General features: G+C 58.8%; 19 protein-coding genes, 1 tRNA gene and 1 riboswitch. Of the genes, 17 read left to right on the forward strand and 3 right to left on the reverse strand.

The annotated features are described in order from the left end of the window. Positions 1-132 precede the first annotated feature (132 nt). A complete protein-coding gene (locus WNY39_RS02635) occupies positions 133-822 on the forward strand; it encodes a response regulator (protein ID WP_342843826.1) in 690 nt (229 codons plus the stop codon). 44 nt (positions 823-866) lie between these two features. Here WNY39_RS02635 and WNY39_RS02640 read toward each other — a convergent pair. Further along, positions 867-956, reverse strand: a tRNA-Ser gene (locus WNY39_RS02640). Between the two features lie 279 nt (positions 957-1235). On the opposite strand from WNY39_RS02640, the gene WNY39_RS02645 reads away from it, so the two are divergent. The 16 genes from WNY39_RS02645 to nrdF all read left to right on the forward strand — a co-directional run bounded on the left by WNY39_RS02645 (position 1236) and on the right by nrdF (position 17689). After that, entirely contained in the window at positions 1236-2048 is an 813-nt protein-coding gene (locus WNY39_RS02645; RefSeq protein ID WP_342844347.1) for an SPOR domain-containing protein, read from the forward strand. Between the two features lie 23 nt (positions 2049-2071). After that, positions 2072-3241 (forward strand): D-alanyl-D-alanine carboxypeptidase family protein, encoded by a 1170-nt coding sequence (locus WNY39_RS02650; RefSeq protein ID WP_342843828.1) that lies wholly within the window; start codon positions 2072-2074, stop codon positions 3239-3241. Continuing rightward, a complete protein-coding gene (gene tmk / locus WNY39_RS02655; RefSeq protein ID WP_342843830.1) occupies positions 3238-3864 on the forward strand; it encodes a dTMP kinase in 627 nt (208 codons plus the stop codon). Before WNY39_RS02650 ends, tmk begins: the two co-directional genes overlap by 4 nt. 94 nt (positions 3865-3958) lie before the next feature. Beyond that, positions 3959-5074, forward strand: coding sequence for a DNA polymerase III subunit delta' (locus WNY39_RS02660; RefSeq protein ID WP_342843833.1), 1116 nt, complete (start codon positions 3959-3961; stop codon positions 5072-5074). Positions 5075-5092: 18 nt separating this feature from the next. Next, the gene (locus WNY39_RS02665; protein ID WP_342843835.1) at positions 5093-5899 is read left to right on the forward strand and encodes a TatD family hydrolase; all 807 of its coding nucleotides are present in this window, start codon (positions 5093-5095) and stop codon (positions 5897-5899) included. Then, a complete protein-coding gene (locus tag WNY39_RS02670; protein WP_342843837.1) occupies positions 5899-6696 on the forward strand; it encodes an MBL fold metallo-hydrolase in 798 nt (265 codons plus the stop codon). The genes WNY39_RS02665 and WNY39_RS02670 overlap by 1 nt, the downstream gene beginning before the upstream one ends. Positions 6697-6777: 81 nt before the next feature. Further along, positions 6778-7707 (forward strand): AEC family transporter, encoded by a 930-nt coding sequence (locus WNY39_RS02675; protein WP_342843838.1) that lies wholly within the window; start codon positions 6778-6780, stop codon positions 7705-7707. Next, on the forward strand, positions 7704-8339 hold the full coding sequence (locus WNY39_RS02680; RefSeq protein WP_342844348.1) for a glutathione S-transferase: 636 nt from the start codon (positions 7704-7706) through the stop codon (positions 8337-8339). The genes WNY39_RS02675 and WNY39_RS02680 overlap by 4 nt, the downstream gene beginning before the upstream one ends. Before the next feature lie 39 nt (positions 8340-8378). Further along, positions 8379-9386, forward strand: coding sequence for a ribosome small subunit-dependent GTPase A (rsgA, locus tag WNY39_RS02685; RefSeq protein ID WP_342843839.1), 1008 nt, complete (start codon positions 8379-8381; stop codon positions 9384-9386). A gap of 161 nt (positions 9387-9547) precedes the next feature. Then, on the forward strand, positions 9548-10924 hold the full coding sequence (locus WNY39_RS02690) for an NAD-dependent succinate-semialdehyde dehydrogenase (protein ID WP_342843840.1): 1377 nt from the start codon (positions 9548-9550) through the stop codon (positions 10922-10924). Positions 10925-10986: 62 nt separating this feature from the next. Next, complete coding sequence (locus WNY39_RS02695) at positions 10987-11583, forward strand: SDR family oxidoreductase (RefSeq protein WP_342844349.1); 597 nt, start codon at positions 10987-10989, stop codon at positions 11581-11583. A gap of 143 nt (positions 11584-11726) precedes the next feature. Further along, complete coding sequence (locus WNY39_RS02700; protein WP_342843842.1) at positions 11727-13541, forward strand: sodium:proton antiporter; 1815 nt, start codon at positions 11727-11729, stop codon at positions 13539-13541. A 117-nt stretch (positions 13542-13658) separates the two neighbouring features. Beyond that, positions 13659-13851: riboswitch (cobalamin riboswitch) on the forward strand. Positions 13852-13953: 102 nt separating this feature from the next. Further along, a complete protein-coding gene (nrdH, locus tag WNY39_RS02705; protein ID WP_341234685.1) occupies positions 13954-14175 on the forward strand; it encodes a glutaredoxin-like protein NrdH in 222 nt (73 codons plus the stop codon). A gap of 6 nt (positions 14176-14181) precedes the next feature. Beyond that, positions 14182-14598, forward strand: coding sequence for a class Ib ribonucleoside-diphosphate reductase assembly flavoprotein NrdI (gene nrdI, locus WNY39_RS02710; protein WP_342843845.1), 417 nt, complete (start codon positions 14182-14184; stop codon positions 14596-14598). Next, positions 14580-16706, forward strand: coding sequence for a class 1b ribonucleoside-diphosphate reductase subunit alpha (gene nrdE / locus WNY39_RS02715; protein ID WP_342843847.1), 2127 nt, complete (start codon positions 14580-14582; stop codon positions 16704-16706). The genes nrdI and nrdE overlap by 19 nt, the downstream gene beginning before the upstream one ends. Positions 16707-16714: 8 nt before the next feature. Further along, positions 16715-17689, forward strand: a complete 975-nt coding sequence (gene nrdF / locus WNY39_RS02720; RefSeq protein WP_342843849.1) for a class 1b ribonucleoside-diphosphate reductase subunit beta — start codon at positions 16715-16717, stop codon at positions 17687-17689. Between the two features lie 63 nt (positions 17690-17752). Here the strand turns inward: nrdF and WNY39_RS02725 are convergent, their stop codons facing one another. Together WNY39_RS02725 and WNY39_RS02730 are read right to left on the reverse strand one after the other, a co-directional pair. Continuing rightward, positions 17753-18070 (reverse strand): putative quinol monooxygenase, encoded by a 318-nt coding sequence (locus tag WNY39_RS02725; protein ID WP_342843851.1) that lies wholly within the window; start codon positions 18068-18070, stop codon positions 17753-17755. Between the two features lie 58 nt (positions 18071-18128). Next, positions 18129-20066: a TRAP transporter fused permease subunit gene (locus tag WNY39_RS02730; RefSeq protein ID WP_342843853.1), complete on the reverse strand. Its 1938-nt coding sequence runs from the start codon at positions 20064-20066 to the stop codon at positions 18129-18131. Between the last annotated feature and the right edge of the window lie 85 nt (positions 20067-20151).

Below are 20151 nucleotides of genomic sequence, written 5' to 3' on the forward strand. Positions count from 1 at the left end.
TCTTAACGTGCCAGATCAGAAATTCCGTAATAGTCGATCCATCTACTTGGGCGAAAACCGTATTCTGGTCATTTACTATTAACAAACATCGTCCAACTTCGCGGGTGCAAGCAAAGCAAACGGATGGCCCAAATGCATGATGGTCAAGGCAGCAGTGATGACGGCACAGAAATCCTAGCCCCCGAAAACAAAGAACTAATGGTTCTAATCGTCGACGATTCTTCGTTTGATTGTAAAAACATCATGCGGCAGTTTCGCCGCACCAGCCTGCGCCTATCCGTCGACACCGCCTGTGACCTGAACCAAATGCGCGCCGCTCTCGACCGGCGCAGATATGACGTTATCTTTGTGGATTATCACCTGACCCACGAAACCGGCCTACAGGCGATACAGATTATCAGCCAACACCCTAAGAATGCGCAGGCGGCAACCATCATGATCACCGGCGAAGCGTCGCACGAAGTTGCCGTTTCAGCGATCAAGAACGGCTGCAAAGATTACGTGGACAAAGCCGATCTAGACGCAATATCGCTGGAAATGATGATGAAATCAGCGACAAAGCGGCTAGAAAAGCACGCCTCTCGGGTATTGCAAAGCGAAATGGACGCCATCCACGACCGGACAATCGCCGCCATGTCCCAACTGGTGCAAAATGAGCTGAGCGATGACCGTATCGTGTCACTGATCCTCCGCGCGCTGCAACAGGTGACCTATGTAGACGGCTTTCCGGTCTTACAGCATAGCCCTGACTTCACCACCTCCCTCGAAAACGAAAAACTCGACTATTTCGATTTTGGCGAACTGGCCGATCAAAATACTTAACTTGGTGTTTTGCTGCATACTGGGATGGCTGCAAGGCAGGTCAATGGCGGAGGAGGTGGGATTCGAACCCACGGTACGCTCTCACGCACGCTGGTTTTCAAGACCAGTGCATTCGACCACTCTGCCACTCCTCCGCAGCACAGACCGCATAGAGGGGCGAAGGCGATTCTGCAAACCTCGAAATGCAGATAACTGCCCCGTAATCTGAGGGGAATTTTGCCGATGATGCAGGCTCAGCCTTTTCAGCGCGGGTTTCAAAGGCTACTGTGCGCCAAAGACCCCGGCAATGGGGCATGAAACATGCCGTTTTCACGGCGCGAATGGACAACGGCGAAAACGCCGGTCAGCAGGCAAGGACGGCAAAAATGGACAGGCACGAGGTTTCATTATTTTCTAAGGCGCGGCCGCTTTTGATGGCCACCGCTGCGGGCATCGTTTTGACCGCACTTTCGGGCTGTGATGCGGTTGATGGATTGGGGTTCGGGCAGAAAAGCCCGTCAGCGGAAGCGACCTCTACCTCGACCAAGCTGATCGAGCGTGACGTCGAAGCGCCCGATGTATTTTCGGTGACAGATCAAGGGCTTTGGGATGGCCGGCCCAGCCTTGGTGGCGTCTGGGTCGCACATCCGGATGTCAGCGATCCTGAACGCGTCATTATCCGCAACGAGGCCAACGGCAAATTTGTGATTGGCGCATTATTCCGTCGTGAACGCGATCTGCCCGGCCCAAATCTGCAAATGTCGTCCGACGCGGCGGCAGCCTTGGGTGTCCTGGCGGGTGCCCCCGCCCCGTTGAATGTCACGGCCCTGCGCCGCGAGGAAGTCGGCACGCCGGCCGAGGATTCCGCGCCCGACACAACCGTCGAAGCGCCAGCATCGGTGACCGAGACGACCCTTGCGCCGGTGGAGGCGATTGCCACTGCCGCACTTGAGACAACAGCGGTCGAAGCACCTGCCCCCGCGCCAGCACCCGCGCCCGCCAAAGCATCGAGCCTGTCGAAACCCTATGTGCAAATCGGGATTTTCAGTGTTGAGGCAAATGCCAACCGGTCGGCGAACCAGATGCGCAGCGCGGGCATGCTGCCCACCGTCAAGCGCAGCGAGATTAACGGCAAGGCATTCTGGCGTGTGGTCGTCGGCCCCGCGTCAAGCAAGACAGAGCTGACCGCCTTGATGAAATCGATCAAAGCCGAAGGGTTTTCCGACGCCTATGCGGTGTCGAACTGACCACAAGCCAAAGGAGCTTTAACATGATCCGCATTTTCGCCGCCACGCTTGCTTTGGTTCTTTGGTCCTTGCCTGCGCAGGCCTTTGAGACCAGTGCTACCGCCGCCTACGTGATCGATCAGACGACCGGCACGGTGTTGCTGGCCAAAAACGCAGATGAACCTTTGCCGCCCGCGTCGATGTCCAAGCTGATGACGCTTTACATGGCGTTCGAGGCCATCGAGCGCGGTAAAAGCAATGGCGGGCTGGACCTGACCGAAAAACTGCCGGTGTCGCAGCATGCGATGTCTTATGGCGGCTCGACCATGTTTCTGGATACGACCGACCGCGTCACCGTCGAAGATTTGCTGCGCGGGATCATCGTTTTATCGGGCAATGACGCCTGCGCGGTGATTGCAGAGGCCCTAAGCCCCGATGGTACAGAGGCCGGTTTTGCCCGGCTGATGACCCGCCGCGCACAACAATTGGGCATGACCAGCTCGACATTCGCCAATGCAAACGGCTGGCCTGCTGCAGGGCAACGCATGTCGATGCGCGATCTGGGGTTGCTTGCCATGCGCCTGATCACGGATTACCCGCAATACTATCCGATGTTTGCACAGCGCGAATTCCTGTTCGATGGCCGCGCGCCGCAGAATAAATATAACCGCAACCCGCTGCTGGGCCTTGGTATTGGCGCAGATGGTCTGAAAACCGGCCACACCGAAGAGGCGGGATATGGTTTGGTCGGCTCCGCCAAGCAGGGGGATCGCCGGGTGATCTTCGTCATCTCAGGGCTGGATTCAGCCGCTGCACGGGCGCAGGAATCCGAGGCGATCGTAAATTGGGCCTTCCGCCAGTTTGCACAACGGTCCATGGGCGCGGCTGGTACGCAAATCGCGCAGGCCCCCGTGGCAATCGGATCGGCAAATACAGTCGGCATGGAGTTGGCCGATGATTTGTCGGTCTTGGTTCCTGTCTCTGGCGGTACCGATTTCAAGGCAGAGGTGGTCTATACGGGCCCCTTACGCGCCCCCATTGCAAAGGGCGACCCAGTGGGCGAGCTGGTCTTGACCCGCGGCGACCTGCCTGAAGTACGCGCGCCACTGGTCGCATCCGAAGCAATCGCGCCGGGTGGTTTTTTCGTCAAACTGACTGCCGCAGCACAACATCTTTTGACCCGCCTCAACGAAGGTCCCGAGGACGCTTCGTGAGCACTAAGGGCGTCTTTATCAGCTTTGAAGGCATCGATGGGTCGGGCAAGTCCACGCAGACCAAGCTGCTGAAACAAGCGCTTGAGGACGCCGGTCACGACGTGATCCTGACGCGCGAACCCGGCGGTTCCCCCGGTGCCGAAGAAATACGCGCGCTTGTGTTGCAAGGCGATCCTGATCGCTGGTCCGCCCATACTGAAATCCTGCTGTTTACCGCCGCCCGTCGCGACCATCTGGAACGGACAATCCAACCCGCGCTTGACGCGGGCAAGGTCGTAATATGCGACCGCTTTGCCGACAGCACGCGGATGTATCAGGGGCTTAGCCGGGGCGATCTGCGCGCCACCGTTGACCAATTGCATGACCTGATGATCGGTATTGAGCCTGATCTGACGCTATTGATCGACATGGACCCCGCCGAAGGGCTGTCTCGGGCGCTATCGCGTAACACCGTCGAAGAACGGTTCGAGGATTTCGGCGAAAGCCTGCAAGCTGCAATGCGCAAGGGGTTTCTATCCTTGGCAAAGGAATTCAGCGACCGATTTGTTGTCATCGATGGCGCGCGACCGATCCTCTCTGTCGCCCAAGATATTCTGGCCGCCACGCAAAAGCGGATCGGCTAAGTGCACCCGGTCGCACATCTGCACGCCTACGCCGATGCCGGTAATTGCGCGCTGCCCCTCTTCCAACGCCCTCATTCCATGGTAAACGCACTTCATGAGCGATGACGCCCCCCAACCAGACCGCATTGACGGCACGCGCCACCCGCGCGACACACCGCGCCTGTTCGGGCAAGCGGATGCAGAAGCCGCATTTCTGGACGCGTTCAATTCTGGCAAACTGCATCACGGCTGGTTGCTGACCGGCCCCCGTGGCGTGGGCAAGGCGACATTGGCTTGGCGCTTGGCCAAGTTTCTGCTAGCCACACCTGACCCTGATGATGGTGGCATGTTCGCCCCCGAACCGCCCACCAACCTTGATATCGACCCCAATCATCCCGTGGCCCACCGCATTGCTGCGGGCGGCGAAGGGGCGCTTAAATCCGTGACCCGGTCGGTGGACGAGAAAACCAAACGTCTGCGCAAACAGATCGTCGTCGATGATATCCGCAAGCTGAACGGCTTTTTCCAGATGTCTGCGGCAGATGGCGGTCGCCGCGTCGTGATCATCGATGACGCTGATCTGATGAACCCCAACGCCGCCAACGCGCTCCTGAAAATGCTCGAGGAACCCCCCGCCCGCGCGATTATCCTGCTGATCAGCCACCGCCCATCGGGCCTGCTGCCCACCATCCGGTCGCGCTGCCGCACCTTGCGCCTTGGCACCTTGTCGCCCGAGAATATGGCGTTGGCGCTCGCCCAATCCGATGTGGATATCCAAGGGGATCCTGCGGCCCTCGCGGCGCTGTCCGGCGGGTCTGTCGGCGGCGCGCTTGGCCTGTCCTTGATGGGCGGCCTCAAGATGTATGCCGAGCTCGTTGGCATTCTGGGCACCCTGCCCCAGCTCGACCGGTCGCGCGCCCTAGCCCTGGCCGAGGCCGCCGCCGCCCGCGGTGCCGAAGAAAAACTGTCGTTGCTATTCACGTTGATTGATCTGCTGATGCTGCGCCTGGCCCGCACTGGTGCCACAGGCCAGCCCCCCGAAACCGAGGCCGCGCCTAATGAACACGCCGTGTTGACCCGGCTGTCGGCCACCCCCGCCCAAGGCCGCGCATGGGCCGAAGCCGCCCACGAGATCAGCACCCGCGCGCGTCACGGGATGGCCGTCAACCTTGACCCTGCTGCACTGGTCCTAGATACCCTGTTCAAGATGGGTCAAACCGCACCCAGATGATAAACAAACGGGACCGGCATGAGCGACATTTACCCCATCACCGACAGCCATTGTCACCTTGATTTCCCCGATTTTCAGGATGAATTACCCGATGTGATCGACCGCGCCGTACAGGCTGGCGTCACGCGTATGGTCACCATCTGCACCAAGCTGCAAAATGAACCCTCCGTGCGTGCCATCGCCGAAAAATACGCACCGGTTTTCTATGCCGCCGGCACCCACCCGATGAGCGTCGCTTCCGAGCCAATGGCCAGCTACGATGATCTGATGGCCCTGACGCAGCACCCCAAGATGGTGGGCATTGGCGAAACCGGCCTTGATTACCACTACACCGCTGACTCTGCCGATATTCAGCAAACCTCCCTGCGCACCCATATTGCCGTGGCCCGCGACACAGGTTTGCCCCTGATCATCCATTCACGCGACGCAGATGACGACATGGCCCGCATCCTGCGCGAGGAATACAGCAACGGCGCGTATCCATGCGTGATGCATTGTTTCTCCAGCACCGCCGAACTGGGCCGCGCCGCCCTTGATCTGGGCTTCTATCTGTCGATGTCCGGCATCACCGCTTTCCCCAAAAGCAGCGATTTGCGTGACATCTTTGCGGCGGCACCGCTTGACCGGATCTTGGTCGAAACCGACAGCCCCTATCTCGCCCCGCCGCCCCATCGCGGCAGACGGAATGAACCGGCCTATACCGCGCATACGGCGCGGCGCGGTGCGGAAACTTTCGGCATCGACTACGCGACATTCGCGGCCCAAACCCAAGCCAACTTTGACCGGCTCTTTACCAAGGTCGCGGCCTTCTCCGAGGCGGCATAATGGCAACGATGAAGATCACCATTTTGGGATGCGGGTCTTCTGGCGGGGTGCCACGCCTTGGTGGGCAATGGGGGGCCTGCGATCCGACCAATCCCAAAAACGCACGCCGCCGCTGTTCCATCCTCGTGGAACGTATCACCGATGCGGGCACCACATCCGTGCTCATCGATACCTCCCCCGACATGCGCAGCCAGCTTTTGGATGCCAATGTCGGGCGGCTTGATGCGGTGATCTATACGCATTCGCACGCCGACCATGTGCACGGTGTGGATGACCTGCGCATGATCGTGATCAATATGCGCAAACGCCTGCCCGTCTGGGCCGACATCCCCACCCGCGAGGCGCTGCTTGACCGCTTCGGCTATGTGTTCATCCAGCCCGAAGGGTCGTCATACCCGCCCATCCTCGACATGAACCTGATCGACGGCGACGTGACAATTGACGGCCCCGGTGGCCCCCTGAATTTCACACCGTTTCTGGTCAACCACGGTGGCATCGACGCGCTCGGCTTTCGGATGAACGATGTCGCCTATCTGCCGGACGTGGCCCGCATCCCCGATGCCGCTTGGCCGCATCTGGAAAACCTGACCTGCTGGATCGTTGACGCCCTGCGCCGCGACCCGCACCCGACCCACAGCCACCTTGAACAAACCCTCGGCTGGGTCGAAAAGATGGCCCCGCAAACCGCCGTGCTGACCAACATGCACAACGATCTCGACTATGACACCCTCGCTGCCGAAACCCCCGACCATATTCAACCGGCCTTTGATGGCATGACACTGACCTTTCCCGCCTAATTCATTTTGCCAAATAAACTCCACGGGGGTCTGGGGGTGTGAACCCCCCAGCGATCCGCGAAAAATCTCAAGGCTTCTTTCGTGCAGACACTTCTTGATGTCATTCTTCCCGTCTTCTTGGTCATCGGCTTTGGCTATGTCTCGGTCTGGCGCGGCGTCTTTCCGACCGCTGGTATCGACGGGATCATGCGCTTCGCCCAAAGCTTTGCGATCCCCTGTCTACTGTTCCAATCCATCGCGACCCTCGATCTGTCGGCCTCTTTCGATCCCCGGCTTTTGATCAGCTTTTACACCGGTGCCACGCTATGCTTTGCACTTGGCATTTGTGGCGCGCGGCTGATTTTTAAGCGCGACTGGGAGGATTGCGTCGCCATCGGATTTTGCTGTCTGTTCTCGAACTCGGTCCTGCTGGGCCTGCCGATCACGGAACGGGCGTATGGCGCGGATGCGCTGACCGGCAATATCGCGATCATCGCGATGCATTCGCCTTTCTGCTATGGCTTGGGCATTACCGTGATGGAATTTGTCCGCAATCGCGGCCAGTCGGGCGCTGCACTGGCCCGCAATGTTGGCAACGCCATGTTCCACAACCCCCTCGTGATCGGGATTATTGCGGGCTTTATCGTGAACTTCAGCGGTATCGCCATTCCGCAAGTTGTTGATGACGCGCTGTCGCTGGTGATACGCGCCGCCTTGCCAACGGCTCTCTTCGCGCTTGGGGCGGTGTTGTTCCAGTACAAGCCAGAGGGCGATTTGAAAGCCATCGTAATGGTCTGCGCCATTGCCTTGCTTATTCATCCGGCGATTGTCTGGCTGATGGGGTCCAGCTTTGGTCTGCCGCAGGATTTGTTCCGCTCGGGCGTTCTGACGGCGGCGATGGCACCCGGGTTCAACGCCTATATCTTTGCCAATATGTATGGCCGCGCCCGGCGCGTGGCGGCCAGTTCGGTGCTGATTGCCACAGGTGCCTCCGTGCTGACCGCGTGGATGTGGCTGTCCATCTTGCCATGACACCGGTGCTCTATTCCTTTCGCCGCTGCCCCTATGCGATGCGCGCCCGACTGGCGATCTTGGCCGCAGATGTAGAGGTGGAGTTGAGAGAAGTCGTGCTGCGTGACAAGCCACAGGCGTTTTTAGATACGTCCCCAAGCGGCACGGTGCCTTGCCTTGAATTGCCAGACCTGGTGATCGATGAAAGCCTCGACATTATGATCTGGGCGCTTTCGCAGTCTGACCCGCAGGGATTGCTGAATATGCCACAGGCAGGCTGGGACCTGATCGCGCACTCTGACGGGCCATTCAAACACGCATTGGACCGCACCAAATACACGACCCGCTATCCCGATGATGATCCAACCCATCACCGCGCCGAGGCATCGGGTTTTCTGGCTGATCTCAACGCGCAAATCGACGTTCACCTGTTTGACCACCCCAGCTTGGCGGACATCGCCATCGCGCCCTTTGTTCGTCAGTTCGCCTTTATCGACAAGCCGTGGTTCGATGCGCAGCCATGGCCACAGCTGCAAGGCTGGCTGGCACGGTTCTTGGCCTCGGACGCGTTCGCTCAGGTGATGGTCAAATACCCCCAATGGCGGCCGGGCGATGCGCCCACAGTTTTCCCGTCGCGGGCTGCACAAGAATGACCCTTTGCAACATCGCGCCAGCGCGCTACTCCCATAACCGTGAATACTGAAACACATTCCACACTGTCACTGGCCGATCTGGGCTGGTCCGACTTTTTCCAAGATCAGCTGGAGGAAGGCGACGCCGCCCTGCGCCCTGCCCGCATTGCCACCGTGCACCGGTCGCGCATGTCGGCAGAAACCCTTGACGGGCCAGCAAGGCTGCTTTTGCCGCCCAAGACAAACACCACTGACTTTGCGGTGGGTGACTGGGTGCTGCTGGAACCGGATGAACCCATGTTGGTGCGCAGGTTGGACCGGCGGTCGCTGCTGAACCGGCAGGCCAAGGGCGGGCGCGTGCCGCAGTTGATCGCGGCCAACGTGGATACCTTGTTTATCGTGACCTCGTGCAACGATGATTTCAATCCGGCGCGCCTGGAACGCTATCTTGCCCTAGCCAACGAGGCGGGGACCGAACCGGTGATCGTGCTTACCAAAGCAGACAAAATCGACGATGCGACGCAGTACAAAGATCAGGCCCTCGCGCTGCAGCGGGATCTTGATGTGGTCACTGTAAACGCCAAGACGCCCGATGCCGCCGAAGTATTGAGGCCATGGTGCGGCGATGGCCAGACGGTCGCCTTGGTGGGGTCCTCTGGCGTAGGGAAATCGACGCTGCTGAATACGCTTGCCGATAAAGCACCGGAAGACGCCCAACAGACAGGCGGCATTCGCGAAGATGATGCAAAGGGGCGGCACACGACCACCTCGCGATCCCTGCATGCGATCAAGGGCGGCGGCTGGCTGATTGATACGCCGGGGATGCGCACGCTGCATGTCGCCGATGTGTCGGTGGGTCTGGACGTCCTCTTTGCCGAGATTACCGAGCTGGCCCCAAACTGCCGGTTCCGCGATTGCACCCATTCGCATGAGCCCGGATGCGCCGTGCAAGCGGCAGTTACGGCGGGGGATTTGGACCCGACCAGACTGGACCGCTGGCGCAAGTTGCAAGACGAAAACCGTGATAATACGACAGCGTCTTCACAAACCCGTGGGAAACGGCGGTAGTTCATTTAAGGTTCAGCGCGGAATATAAACAAATATTCTCAATGCCTTAACCAAAATCCATAGCAAGAAAACCCTACCATAGCTTTCCATCTGCCCAAACCGCAGGCAGGAACCATTCCCCAATGCCCGTGTTGCCCCTTTGAATTCAAAAAGGAGCGAGCATGTCCAAGATCACCACGGTAAACCCCGCCACCGAAGAAGAAATCCAAACATATGACATGATGTCAGAGGATGAAGCCACGGCGCGGCTAGAGGCCTGCCATGCCGCATTTCTGGAATGGCGCGAGTTGACGCATGAAGAACGTGCGCCCTATCTCTCCAAGATCGCAACCAAGCTGCGCGACAATGCGGATGAACTTGCGGCGCTTATGACGCAAGAGACCGGTAAGCTGCTCAAGGATGGCCAAAGCGAGGTCGAGATTTGCGCCGCGATTTTCGATTACACCGCCAAGAACGGCCCCGACGCCCTTGCCGATGAAGAGCGCACCCATGGCGCAGAGGGCAAGCGCGGCGTCGTTAGCTATCAGCCCATTGGCGTGATCTATTCGATCCAGCCATGGAATTTTCCGCTGTACCAACCCGTCCGCGTGCTGGCTGCCAATTTGATGGCTGGCAATGGCTGCGTCTTGAAACACGCCAGCATTTGTACCGGATCCGGCCTGCGCCTGCGCGAATTGTGCATCGAGGCCGGTCTGCCCGAAGACCTGTTCCAAGTGATCCTGATCGACCATGACACCAGCGACAAACTGATCGAACACCCCAAAGTGCGCGGCGTGACCATGACGGGCAGCGATGGTGCCGGCCGCCACATCGGTTCGGTTGCCGCCAAAGCGCTGAAAAAGACAGTCCTCGAACTGGGGTCCAACGACGCCTATCTGGTGCTTGAGGACGCGGATATTGACGTGGCGGTCAAGTATTCTGTCATGGGACGGCTTTATAACAACGGCGAAACCTGCGTTTCAGCAAAGCGGTTCATCGTGACGGACAAGGTCTATGACGCTTTTGTCGAGGCGTTTGCCAAGCAAATGGGCGAGATCACCATGGGCGACCCAACGGACAAGGCCAGCCAGCTTGGCCCGCTGTCCAGCCAGGATCAATTTGACACCGTCAAAGATCAGGTCGAAAAAAGCGTCGCCAAAGGGGCCAAGGCCCTGTGCGGCGGCGAAGCGCCTGATCGCAAAGGGGCCTATTACCCCGCAACGGTGTTGGCAGATGTCACACCCGGCATGCCCGCCTATGACGATGAGATTTTTGGCCCCGTGGCCGCCGTCATCCGCGCCAAGGATGATGCCGACGCCATGCGCATCGCGAACGACAGCCGCTACGGTCTTGGCGGGGGCATCTTCTCGCGCGACGAAGAGCGCGCGTTGAAACTGGCCCGCAATCATTTTGACACCGGCATGGTGCGCATCAATTCATTTGGCGCGGCTGATCCGAATATGCCGTTCGGCGGGGTCAAGGATTCTGGCTATGGGCGCGAACATGGCGGCTTTGGCATGAAGGAATTCGTGAACGTCAAAGCGATCTTTCTGCCCTGATCAAACAGGCCGCACACCAAAATCAAACACAGTAACACGTTGAAGGAGTACAAAAGATGAGCATGAATATTCTAGTCGCAGGTGCCACTGGCAAAACCGGGTCGCATGTGGTGAAAAACCTTATTGATCAAGGGCATGAGGCAACCGCATTGGTGCGCGAAAGCTCTGACACCAGTGATCTGCCCGAGGGCACGCATTTGCGCCACGGCGACCTGACCGATTTGTCGGATGATGTGTGCCAAGGCATGGATATCGTGGTGTTTGCCGCGGGTTCAGGCGGCGACACGGATGCCGAAATGACCGATAAGGTTGACCGCGACGGCGCGCAGCGTCTGACTGATCTGGCCGCAGCGGCGGGCGTAAAACGTTTTGTCATGCTCAGCTCTGTCGGGGCGGATCAGGAAAACCCGTCCGGCGATTTGGCACACTACCTCAAGGCCAAGCACGCTGCCGATGAACACCTGAAAGCATCCGGCTTAACCTATGCCATTCTGCGCCCCGTTGCCCTGACTGATGATGCGCGCAGCGATAACGTGATCTTGGGCGACGACGTGGACACCTCAGCCGAGGCGTCGCGCCGCGATGTTGCCGATGTGTTGGCCGATGCCGCAATCAGCGGGCAATACGACGGGATGGCTCTGAACATGCAATCGGCCTGATCCGCTGATTGAACCATCCCCACTTTAGAGATGCGCGGGCACCCAACGGTGTCCGCGTTTTTGTGTTTGCCCCTAGACCTGTGACAACCGGAATATTTATTGCCTCGCGCCCGTCACATGCTATTTCAAAACACCAACAATAGATGGATCACATTGTGGCAACAGAAACGCTTGGCGCGCTGAACCCCGTAACGGCAATCGCATTGGTCGGTGCCATTGGCGTTGGATCGCAATGGATCGCGTGGCGTCTTCGGATGCCTGCAATCGTGTTGATGTTGGTCGCCGGTATTCTGATCGGGCCGGTGTTTGGCATCTTTGATCCCGCCCGCGATATTGGGCCGCTGATGGCCCCGATGATCTCCATCGCCGTCGCAATTATTCTGTTTGAGGGTGGACTGTCGTTGAACTTTCACACGCTGCAAGACGCGGTTGGCGGGGTCCGACGGCTGGTCTACATCGGCGCGCCGTTGGGGTGGCTGATGGCCGCGCTGTCGCTGCATTATGTGGCAGGGCTTAGCTGGTCCAGCTCTGCCGTGTTTGGTGGCATCATGATCGTCACCGGACCCACCGTGATCGCGCCGCTGCTGCGCACCGCGCGGCTGTCGCGCCGCCCTGCAACCCTGCTGCAATGGGAAGCCATCATTAACGATCCCATCGGGGCCTTGGCCGCTGTCCTCGCGTTCGAGGTCGTGCTGGCGCTGAACACGGCCACCACGGCGTCCGAGGCGATGATCGAACTGCTGCTGGGTGCTGCCGTGGCAACCGCAGCCGGCGTGGCCGCTGGGGTTGGTCTGTCGCGCGGGTTCAAGCGCGGCTGGGTCCCGGAATATATGAAAGTGCCGGTGCTTTTCGCCTTGTTGCTGGGGGTGTTTGCGGCATCTGACGCGGTGCTGCATGAAAGCGGGCTGCTGGCGGTGACGATCATGGGGATCGTGATCGCGAACTCAAAACTGCCCAGCTACGAAGAGCTGCGCCGCTTCAAGGAACATGCAACCGTGCTGTTGGTGTCGGGTGTGTTCATTCTGCTTGCTGCGGGTCTGGATGTGGACGCGCTTGGCAATCTTGATTGGCGCGCGGCGGCGTTTGTAGCAGTGGTCGTGCTGGTCGCGCGCCCCCTGACGGTGTTCATCTCGCTTATCGGGTCTGGCATTCCGTTTCGCGAAAAGCTGCTGGTCGCGCTGACCGGACCACGAGGTGTGGTTCTGGTCGCGGTGGCGGGGTTATTTGGTGAAAGATTGCTCAGCCTTGGGTTTGAAGACGCCGCTTTGATCGCACCGCTGGCCTTTGCCCTAGTGGCGGTGACGGTCGTGGTTAACGGCTTTACCCTCGCGCCATTCGCGCGGCTGTTGGGGCTGGCCGGTGCAGATGTGCCGGGCGTCGTGATCATTGGCGGGGCCGATTGGACAACCGCGCTGGCCGAGGTGCTGCGCAAGGCCGAAGTACCCGTGCTGATGACCGATCCAAACTTTATCCGCCTGCGCAAAGCCCGCGCTGCGGGCATCGATACATTCTCGGGTGATATTCTGTCAGAGGCCGCAGAGCAGCGGGTCGAACTGGTCAGCTATGCCACCTTGATCGCGGCCACGGACAACGACGCCTATAACACGCTGGTGACCACCGACCTTGCCCCGGAATTCGGGCGTGAAAACGTGTTTCAGGTGATGCGCGAACGCGCCGACAGCAGCCGCCACCAATTGCCCCGCACCTTGGGGGGCCGCCCGCTAGGCCTTGAGGCAACCCACGCCGAGCTTGAGAAATTGATGGCCGCCGGATGGACCTTCCGCATCACAAAACTGTCCGAGGAATTTACGCTCGCCGATTGGCGCAACGAGACGCCGGACGGCAAATTGCTGGCCCGGATTACGGCGAACGGGACCATCCGCTTTATCCGCAAGAACGAAGACTTCAAAGGCGCGCCGGGCCTGCGCATCATCGCCTTGCGCCCACCCGAGGAGTGATGCATATCGGCGGGGGCTTGGCATTGCTCAAGGGTAAATCCCGGCCGCTACGGTCTGATCACAGAAAAATTTACCCGATCCCAACAACAGCATATTGACACCAAACAGCATTGCACCCCAATATGTAGTTGCTTTGGTTCCTGTGGCGCGAGTCGCGGGCTAAGAGGGAAACCGGTGAGAAACCGGCGCTGCCCCCGCAACTGTAAGCGGCAAGTGTTGGCCTATGACCCACTGATGCACCCGCATCGGGAAGGAGGCCCCCACATCCGAGCCGTGAGCCAGGAGACCTGCCTTGGCACGATACGAACCACCGCGAGCGGAGGGCTTGAGGACGTGTTGAAGGTTGTGGCCATGTTGGCCTAAGCCCCGCGCGCCCCCGTCCCTTTGCACCAAAACAGATAGGGATATGGGCATGACCATCACAGTTTATTCGAAACCCGCTTGCGTGCAATGCACCGCCACCACCCGCGCGCTGGATATGCGCGGTTTGGAATACCGTGTGATCGACCTGACACAAGATGCCGAAGCCATGCAAAGCGTGACCGAAATGGGCTACCGTCAGGTGCCTGTCGTGGTCGCGGGCGACGCACATTGGGCGGGTTTCCGGCCCGATATGATCGGTCAGTTGGCCTGAGCGGCAATGGGCGGGCTGGTCTATTATTCGTCGGCAACGGGCAATACCGCGCGGCTGGTTGCAGCGCTTGGGATTGATGCCATGCGCATCCCCATTCGCCCGTCCGATCCGATGCCAGCCCCTGACCGCCCCTTTGTGCTGGTCTGTCCGACATTCGCCGATGGCGCAGGGCGCGGCGCTGTGCCCAAACAGGTGATCCGCTTTTTGAATGAACCGACACGCCGCGCGCTGCTGCGCGGTGTGATCGGTGCGGGAAACCGTAACTTTGGCGCGACCTTTGCGCTGTCGGGCGACGTGATCGCCAAGAAATGCAACGTGCCCGTGCTCACCCGGTTTGAGCTGGCAGGCACGGACCTAGACATCGCCCGCATTCGCGACGGGCTGGACAAATTTTGGAGAACTGAATGCTTGATGACGGTATGACCGCTGGGCTGGACTATCACGCGCTGAACGCGATGTTGAACCTATATGACGAGGCGGGGCACATCCGTTTTGACGCCGACCGCAAGGCCGCGCGCGAATACTTTTTGCAGCATGTGAACCAGAACACCGTGTTCTTCCACTCGCTTGAGGAAAAGCTCGGGTATCTGGTCGACGAAGGATATTACGAGGCCGCGGTGCTGGAGGCCTATCCAGCCGAATTCCTGCGCGAGATTTGGGACACGGCATTCAAGCAAAAGTTCCGGTTTCCAACCTTTCTGGGCGCGTTCAAATATTACACGTCTTACACGCTGAAAACCCGTGACGGGAAACGGTTCCTGGAACGTTACGAGGACCGCGTTGTGATGACTGCGCTGACGCTGGCGCAGGGCGATCAGACCCAAGCGATGGCGTTCATGCATGAAATTCTGTCGGGCCGTTTCCAACCCGCCACACCGACGTTTTTGAACGCGGGCAAGCAAAGCCGGGGCGAGCTGATTTCGTGTTTCCTGCTGCGTCTTGAAGACAACATGGAAAGCATCGGGCGCGGTATCAACTCTGCCCTGCAGCTTAGCAAACGCGGCGGCGGCGTGGCCTTGATGCTAACCAACGTGCGCGAACATGGGGCCCCGATCAAGGGGATCGAAAACCAGTCCTCGGGCGTCATCCCCGTGATGAAACTGCTCGAAGATTCATTCTCATACGCCAACCAGCTTGGCGCGCGGCAAGGTGCCGGTGCCGTGTACCTGAATGCGCATCACCCTGATATCTTTCAGTTCTTGGACACCAAGCGTGAAAACGCGGACGAGAAAATTCGCATCAAGACGCTCAGTCTTGGCGTGGTTATCCCCGACATCACCTTTGAGTTGGCCAAGAAAAACGAGGACATGTATCTGTTCTCGCCCCACGACGTGGAGCGGGTGTATGGCGTACCGTTCTCGGATATTTCGGTCACCGAGAAATACGCCGAGATGGTCGACAACAAACGCATCCGCAAGAAAAAGATCAACGCGCGCGAGTTCTTTCAGACCTTGGCGGAAATCCAGTTCGAAAGCGGCTATCCCTATATCATGTTCGAAGACACGGTGAACCGCGCCAACCCCATCGCCGGGCGCATTACCATGTCGAACCTGTGTTCGGAAATCCTGCAAGTGAACGAGGCCAGCACGTTCCACGACGATCTGGGCTATGATCACCTTGGCACCGATATTTCGTGCAACTTGGGGTCGCTGAACATCGCCAAAACGATGGACGGCCCTGATCTTGGCGCGACGGTGGAAACATCGATCCGCGTGCTGACGGCCGTGTCCGAGATGTCTGCGATTAATTCCGTGCCCTCGGTTCGGCGCGGCAATGACGAAAGCCACGCAATCGGCTTGGGTCAGATGAACCTGCACGGCTATCTGGCGCGCGAACGCATCCATTATGGCAGTGCCGAGGGGATCGAATTTACCTCTGTGTATTTCGCCGCCGTCGCCTATCACGCCATCCGCGCGTCGAACCTTTTGGCGCAGGAGAAGGGCGAAAGCTTTGCCGGGTTTGCCGACAGCGCCTATGCCAGCGGCACTTTCTTTGACACATACACCACCCGCGACTGGCTGCCCGAAAGCGACGCGGTAAAGGCGCTGTTTGACGGCAAAGACCTGCCCACCCGCGACGATTGGGCCAAACTGCGCGAACTGGTCATGAAACACGGGCTGTATAACCGCAACTTGCAGGCCGTCCCGCCCACGGGGTCGATCAGCTATATCAATAACTCAACCTCGTCGATCCACCCGATCGTCAGCAAGATCGAGATCCGCAAAGAGGGCAAGATCGGGCGCGTGTATTACCCTGCCCCTTTCATGAACAATGACAACCTTGAATTCTACCGTGACGCCTATGAGATCGGGCCAGAGGCGATCATTGACACCTATGCTGCCGCGACGACGCATGTGGATCAGGGCCTGTCGCTGACCCTGTTCTTTCCCGCCGATGCATCGACCCGCGACATCAACCGCGCGCAAATCTATGCGTGGAAAAAAGGCATCAAAACCATTTATTACGTCCGCCTGCGCCAGACCGCCCTTGAGGGGACGGAAGTCGACGGCTGCGTTTCCTGCACATTGTGAGAGCCGATATGAAAGATTTCAACCACACGCCCGCCGTGCCCCGCGCCATTAACTGGAACCGCGTCCAAGACGACAAAGACCTTGAGGTCTGGAACCGCCTGACCGTCAATTTCTGGCTGCCCGAAAAGGTGCCATTGTCGAATGACGTGCAAAGCTGGGCCACCCTGACCCCCCAAGAGCGCACGCTGACGATCCGCGTGCTGACGGGCCTAACCCTGCTGGATACGATCCAGAACACGTTGGGCGCACCGGCCTTGATGCCAGACGCGCAAACGCCCCACGAAGAAGCCGTGCTCAGCAACATCGCCTTTATGGAGGCGGTGCATGCGCGGTCCTATTCGTCTATCTTTTCAACGCTCTGCTCGACCAAGGACGTTGACGAGGCGTTCCGCTGGTCCGAGGAAAACCCGCATCTTCAGGCGAAATCACGTCTGATCCTGCAGGAATACAACGCCACCGCTGACCCCTATAAACGCAAGATCGCATCGGTATTTTTGGAAAGCTTCCTGTTCTATTCAGGCTTTTACCTGCCGATGTATTGGTCCAGCCGGGCCAAGCTGACCAACACCGCCGATCTGATCCGCCTGATCATCCGCGACGAGGCGATCCACGGTTACTACATCGGCTATAAATTCCAACGCGCGACCGAACAGCTGCCCGCCGAAAAACGCGATGAGCTGAAGGATTTTGCCTTCTCCTTGATGTTCGACCTTTACGAGATCGAGTCGCATTACACCGCCGAGCTGTATGATGATCTGGGTCTGACCGAAGACGTCAAAGCGTTCCTGCATTACAACGCCAACAAGGCCCTGCAAAATCTGGGCTACGAGGCGCTGTTCCCTGCACAGGCCTGCGAGGTGAACCCCGCGATCCTTGCCGCCCTGTCAACAGACGGCGAGAACCACGACTTTTTCTCGGGCAGCGGATCGACCTATGTGATCGGCAAGGCCGTCGCGACAGAAGACGAAGACTGGGATTTCTGATCCCTATCAAACAAATAGCGCCGCCCCAAACATTCGGGGCGGCGTTAACCTAGGGCCTTTTGATCAGGCCGCAGGCGACAGAATGTGGATCTTGCGATCGGCCAGCATGTCTTTGGTCTGCGCGCCATATTCCTTCATATGGGCCGATCGGGCATGCGCGCCAAGCGCGTCCATGCTGGCCCATTTTTCCACCACCACAAACGTATCCTCACCAAAGGCGCTTTGCATCGGGCCCGCGTTTTCGGTGTCGATTGTCGCCTCATAGGCGATACAGCCGTCTTCGGCCAATACAGCCGGAACATTGGCGTTGAACAGCTTCAACACGGCGGCACGCTGGCCCGGTTTGGTGGTGATAACGGCGACTACGTGAACGAATGACATATGTGGTTCCTTATTTGCGGTGTTGGGGCGCGCCCACGGGGGGCACAGCCATTCAAATCTATGCAGCCACCTGCGCGGTTTTCTTATTGTCCCACCAGATCAGGGCAACCATCGCCGCCGATGCCAGCCCGCCGATCAGGGTCGTCATCAACCCCGGAAAGCTGAACGCAAACCCCGCGACGGCAAGCGGCAACCGCATCCAAGGGCGCACCAGACCAAAGCCGAGCAGATACCCTTCGAGACCGCCAGACAGCAGCATAATCCCGATGATGATCGACGGCAAAACATAAATCAGCGGGGTCAGATCACCTTGCAGCACCAGCGCCGGTTGGAACAGAAAGAACAGCGGCACAAAATAGATCACAACCCCAAGGCGCATCGCCGTAAAGGAGGTTTGCATCGGTTTCGCCCCTGCAATTGTCGCCGCAAGGAAAGCGGCAGCCCCGACAGGCGGCGTGATCACGGACAGCATCGCGTAGTACACGATAAAGAAATGCACCGCGACGACGTTCAGCCCGCCGATTTCAACGATAGCCGGGGCCAACGTCACAGCGAGGAAAATATAGGCAACAATCGCCAGCCCCGCCATGCCCATGATGAAACAGGCGAGCACCCCAAGCGCAATAATGAGGTACACGTTATCCCCACCCAAAGCGACAAGCCCCGATGTCATGGAGCCGGTCACGCCCGTAATGGTCAAGGCGCTGACAACAAAGGCAATCGGCAAGATGATCGCGGCGGTCTGCGTCACCAAGACACCAACCTGACGAAGCGTTGCAAACAGGCGCGTCGGCGTCATCATCGTTTCGCGTTGTAGAAAGCTGAGCGCGATCATCATCGCACTGGCATACCACGGCGCATAGTATTCCCAACGCATGTACAGCAAGCCCCAGACCAGAAACACCATGACCGACAGGAACGGCCAGCCGCGTTTCATGACCTCGCGCGCGGATGGCAGTTTGTCTTGGGTCATGCCCACCAGCCCTTTGCGCGCCGCATAGGCGTCAACTTGCAAAAGCAGGCCGAAATAAAACAGCAGTGACGGCAGGATCGCCGCCACCATGATGGTCGCGTAATCCACACCAATGGTGATCGCCATCACGAATGCAATCGCCCCCATCACGGGTGGCATCACCACCCCACCGGTCGAGGCACACGCCTCGATCGCGGCGGCGTAATGTGGGGGATAGCCGACCTTTTTCATGGTCGGAATGGTGATCGACCCCGTCCCCGCAATGTTGGAAAAGATCGAACCAGACAGCGACCCGAAAAACGCGCTGGCCACGATGGAAACCTTGGCCGGTCCGCCACGGTATTTGCCAAAACCCGCATTGGCCAGATCGATAAAGAACTGCCCCGCCCCCGTCGCAATCAGAACCCCTGCAAACACAAGGAAACCAAGGACAATTTCGGCAACGATCTTGGTCGTGATGCCCATCAACCCTTCGGTGCGGAAAACATGCGCCTCGATCATACGCTCAAACGTATAGGGGATGCCCATCAGCAGCCCCGGGAAGAAGTCAGCGACCAGCGGATAAAGCCCCAGCAGGAACACCACCAGCAAGAATGGTAGGCCACCCGATCTGCGGGCGACCTCAAGCATCAGCACCCACAAGACGACGCCAGCGGGGTAATTGGTCCAGCCCGCTTGCACGATGTCCCACGCGTGGGTGGAAAACCACATGCAGATGCCAAAGGCGATGACAGCCGCGGCAATGTCATAAATCGGCACGCTGCGTTGGCTTTGTCGGCCGGGCAACGCGATAAAGGCTGCGGCCAGAAAAATACCGATGAAAAACCAGTAATATTGCCCCTCAAGCAGACGTTTACCGCCAATGGGCACCCCAAACGCATAGGCAAGCCCCATACCCAAACCGCAGGTGCAAAGGGCGACAAAGGCGATGCTGGTCCAGGAAAACAATGCCCCCAGACGCGTCGTTTCCGAGCCGGGTTCGGCATCAATATCCGGTGCTACATGGGGTTGAGTGTCTGACATCTGACGATCCCGAAGAATGAGGTGAATGAAACTGCAAATATTAGGATGACGGAGCGGGTGACCGCTCCGTCAGTTTCAGGTTCGA

The organism is Sulfitobacter sp. AS59 (assembly GCF_038899995.1).
Taxonomy (GTDB): domain Bacteria; phylum Pseudomonadota; class Alphaproteobacteria; order Rhodobacterales; family Rhodobacteraceae; genus Sulfitobacter.

Bases quoted from the DNA above. Each gene is read 5' to 3' on its own strand.
- WNY39_RS02645 (WP_342844347.1), top strand. From the start codon at position 1,236: ATGGCCACCGCTGCGGGCATCGTTTTGACCGCACTTTCGGGCTGTGAT.
- WNY39_RS02650 (WP_342843828.1), top strand. From the start codon at position 2,072: ATGATCCGCATTTTCGCCGCCACGCTTGCTTTGGTTCTTTGGTCCTTG.
- nrdE (WP_342843847.1), top strand. From the start codon at position 14,580: ATGCTTGATGACGGTATGACCGCTGGGCTGGACTATCACGCGCTGAAC.
- WNY39_RS02700 (WP_342843842.1), top strand. From the start codon at position 11,727: ATGGATCACATTGTGGCAACAGAAACGCTTGGCGCGCTGAACCCCGTA.
- WNY39_RS02690 (WP_342843840.1), top strand. From the start codon at position 9,548: ATGTCCAAGATCACCACGGTAAACCCCGCCACCGAAGAAGAAATCCAA.
- WNY39_RS02665 (WP_342843835.1), top strand. From the start codon at position 5,093: ATGAGCGACATTTACCCCATCACCGACAGCCATTGTCACCTTGATTTC.
- nrdH (WP_341234685.1), top strand. From the start codon at position 13,954: ATGACCATCACAGTTTATTCGAAACCCGCTTGCGTGCAATGCACCGCC.
- nrdF (WP_342843849.1), top strand. From the start codon at position 16,715: ATGAAAGATTTCAACCACACGCCCGCCGTGCCCCGCGCCATTAACTGG.
- WNY39_RS02660 (WP_342843833.1), top strand. From the start codon at position 3,959: ATGAGCGATGACGCCCCCCAACCAGACCGCATTGACGGCACGCGCCAC.
- WNY39_RS02635 (WP_342843826.1), top strand. From the start codon at position 133: ATGCATGATGGTCAAGGCAGCAGTGATGACGGCACAGAAATCCTAGCC.
- WNY39_RS02680 (WP_342844348.1), top strand. From the start codon at position 7,704: ATGACACCGGTGCTCTATTCCTTTCGCCGCTGCCCCTATGCGATGCGC.
- WNY39_RS02670 (WP_342843837.1), top strand. From the start codon at position 5,899: ATGGCAACGATGAAGATCACCATTTTGGGATGCGGGTCTTCTGGCGGG.
- nrdI (WP_342843845.1), top strand. From the start codon at position 14,182: ATGGGCGGGCTGGTCTATTATTCGTCGGCAACGGGCAATACCGCGCGG.
- WNY39_RS02695 (WP_342844349.1), top strand. From the start codon at position 10,987: ATGAATATTCTAGTCGCAGGTGCCACTGGCAAAACCGGGTCGCATGTG.
- WNY39_RS02725 (WP_342843851.1), bottom strand. From the start codon at position 18,070: ATGTCATTCGTTCACGTAGTCGCCGTTATCACCACCAAACCGGGCCAG.
- WNY39_RS02730 (WP_342843853.1), bottom strand. From the start codon at position 20,066: ATGTCAGACACTCAACCCCATGTAGCACCGGATATTGATGCCGAACCC.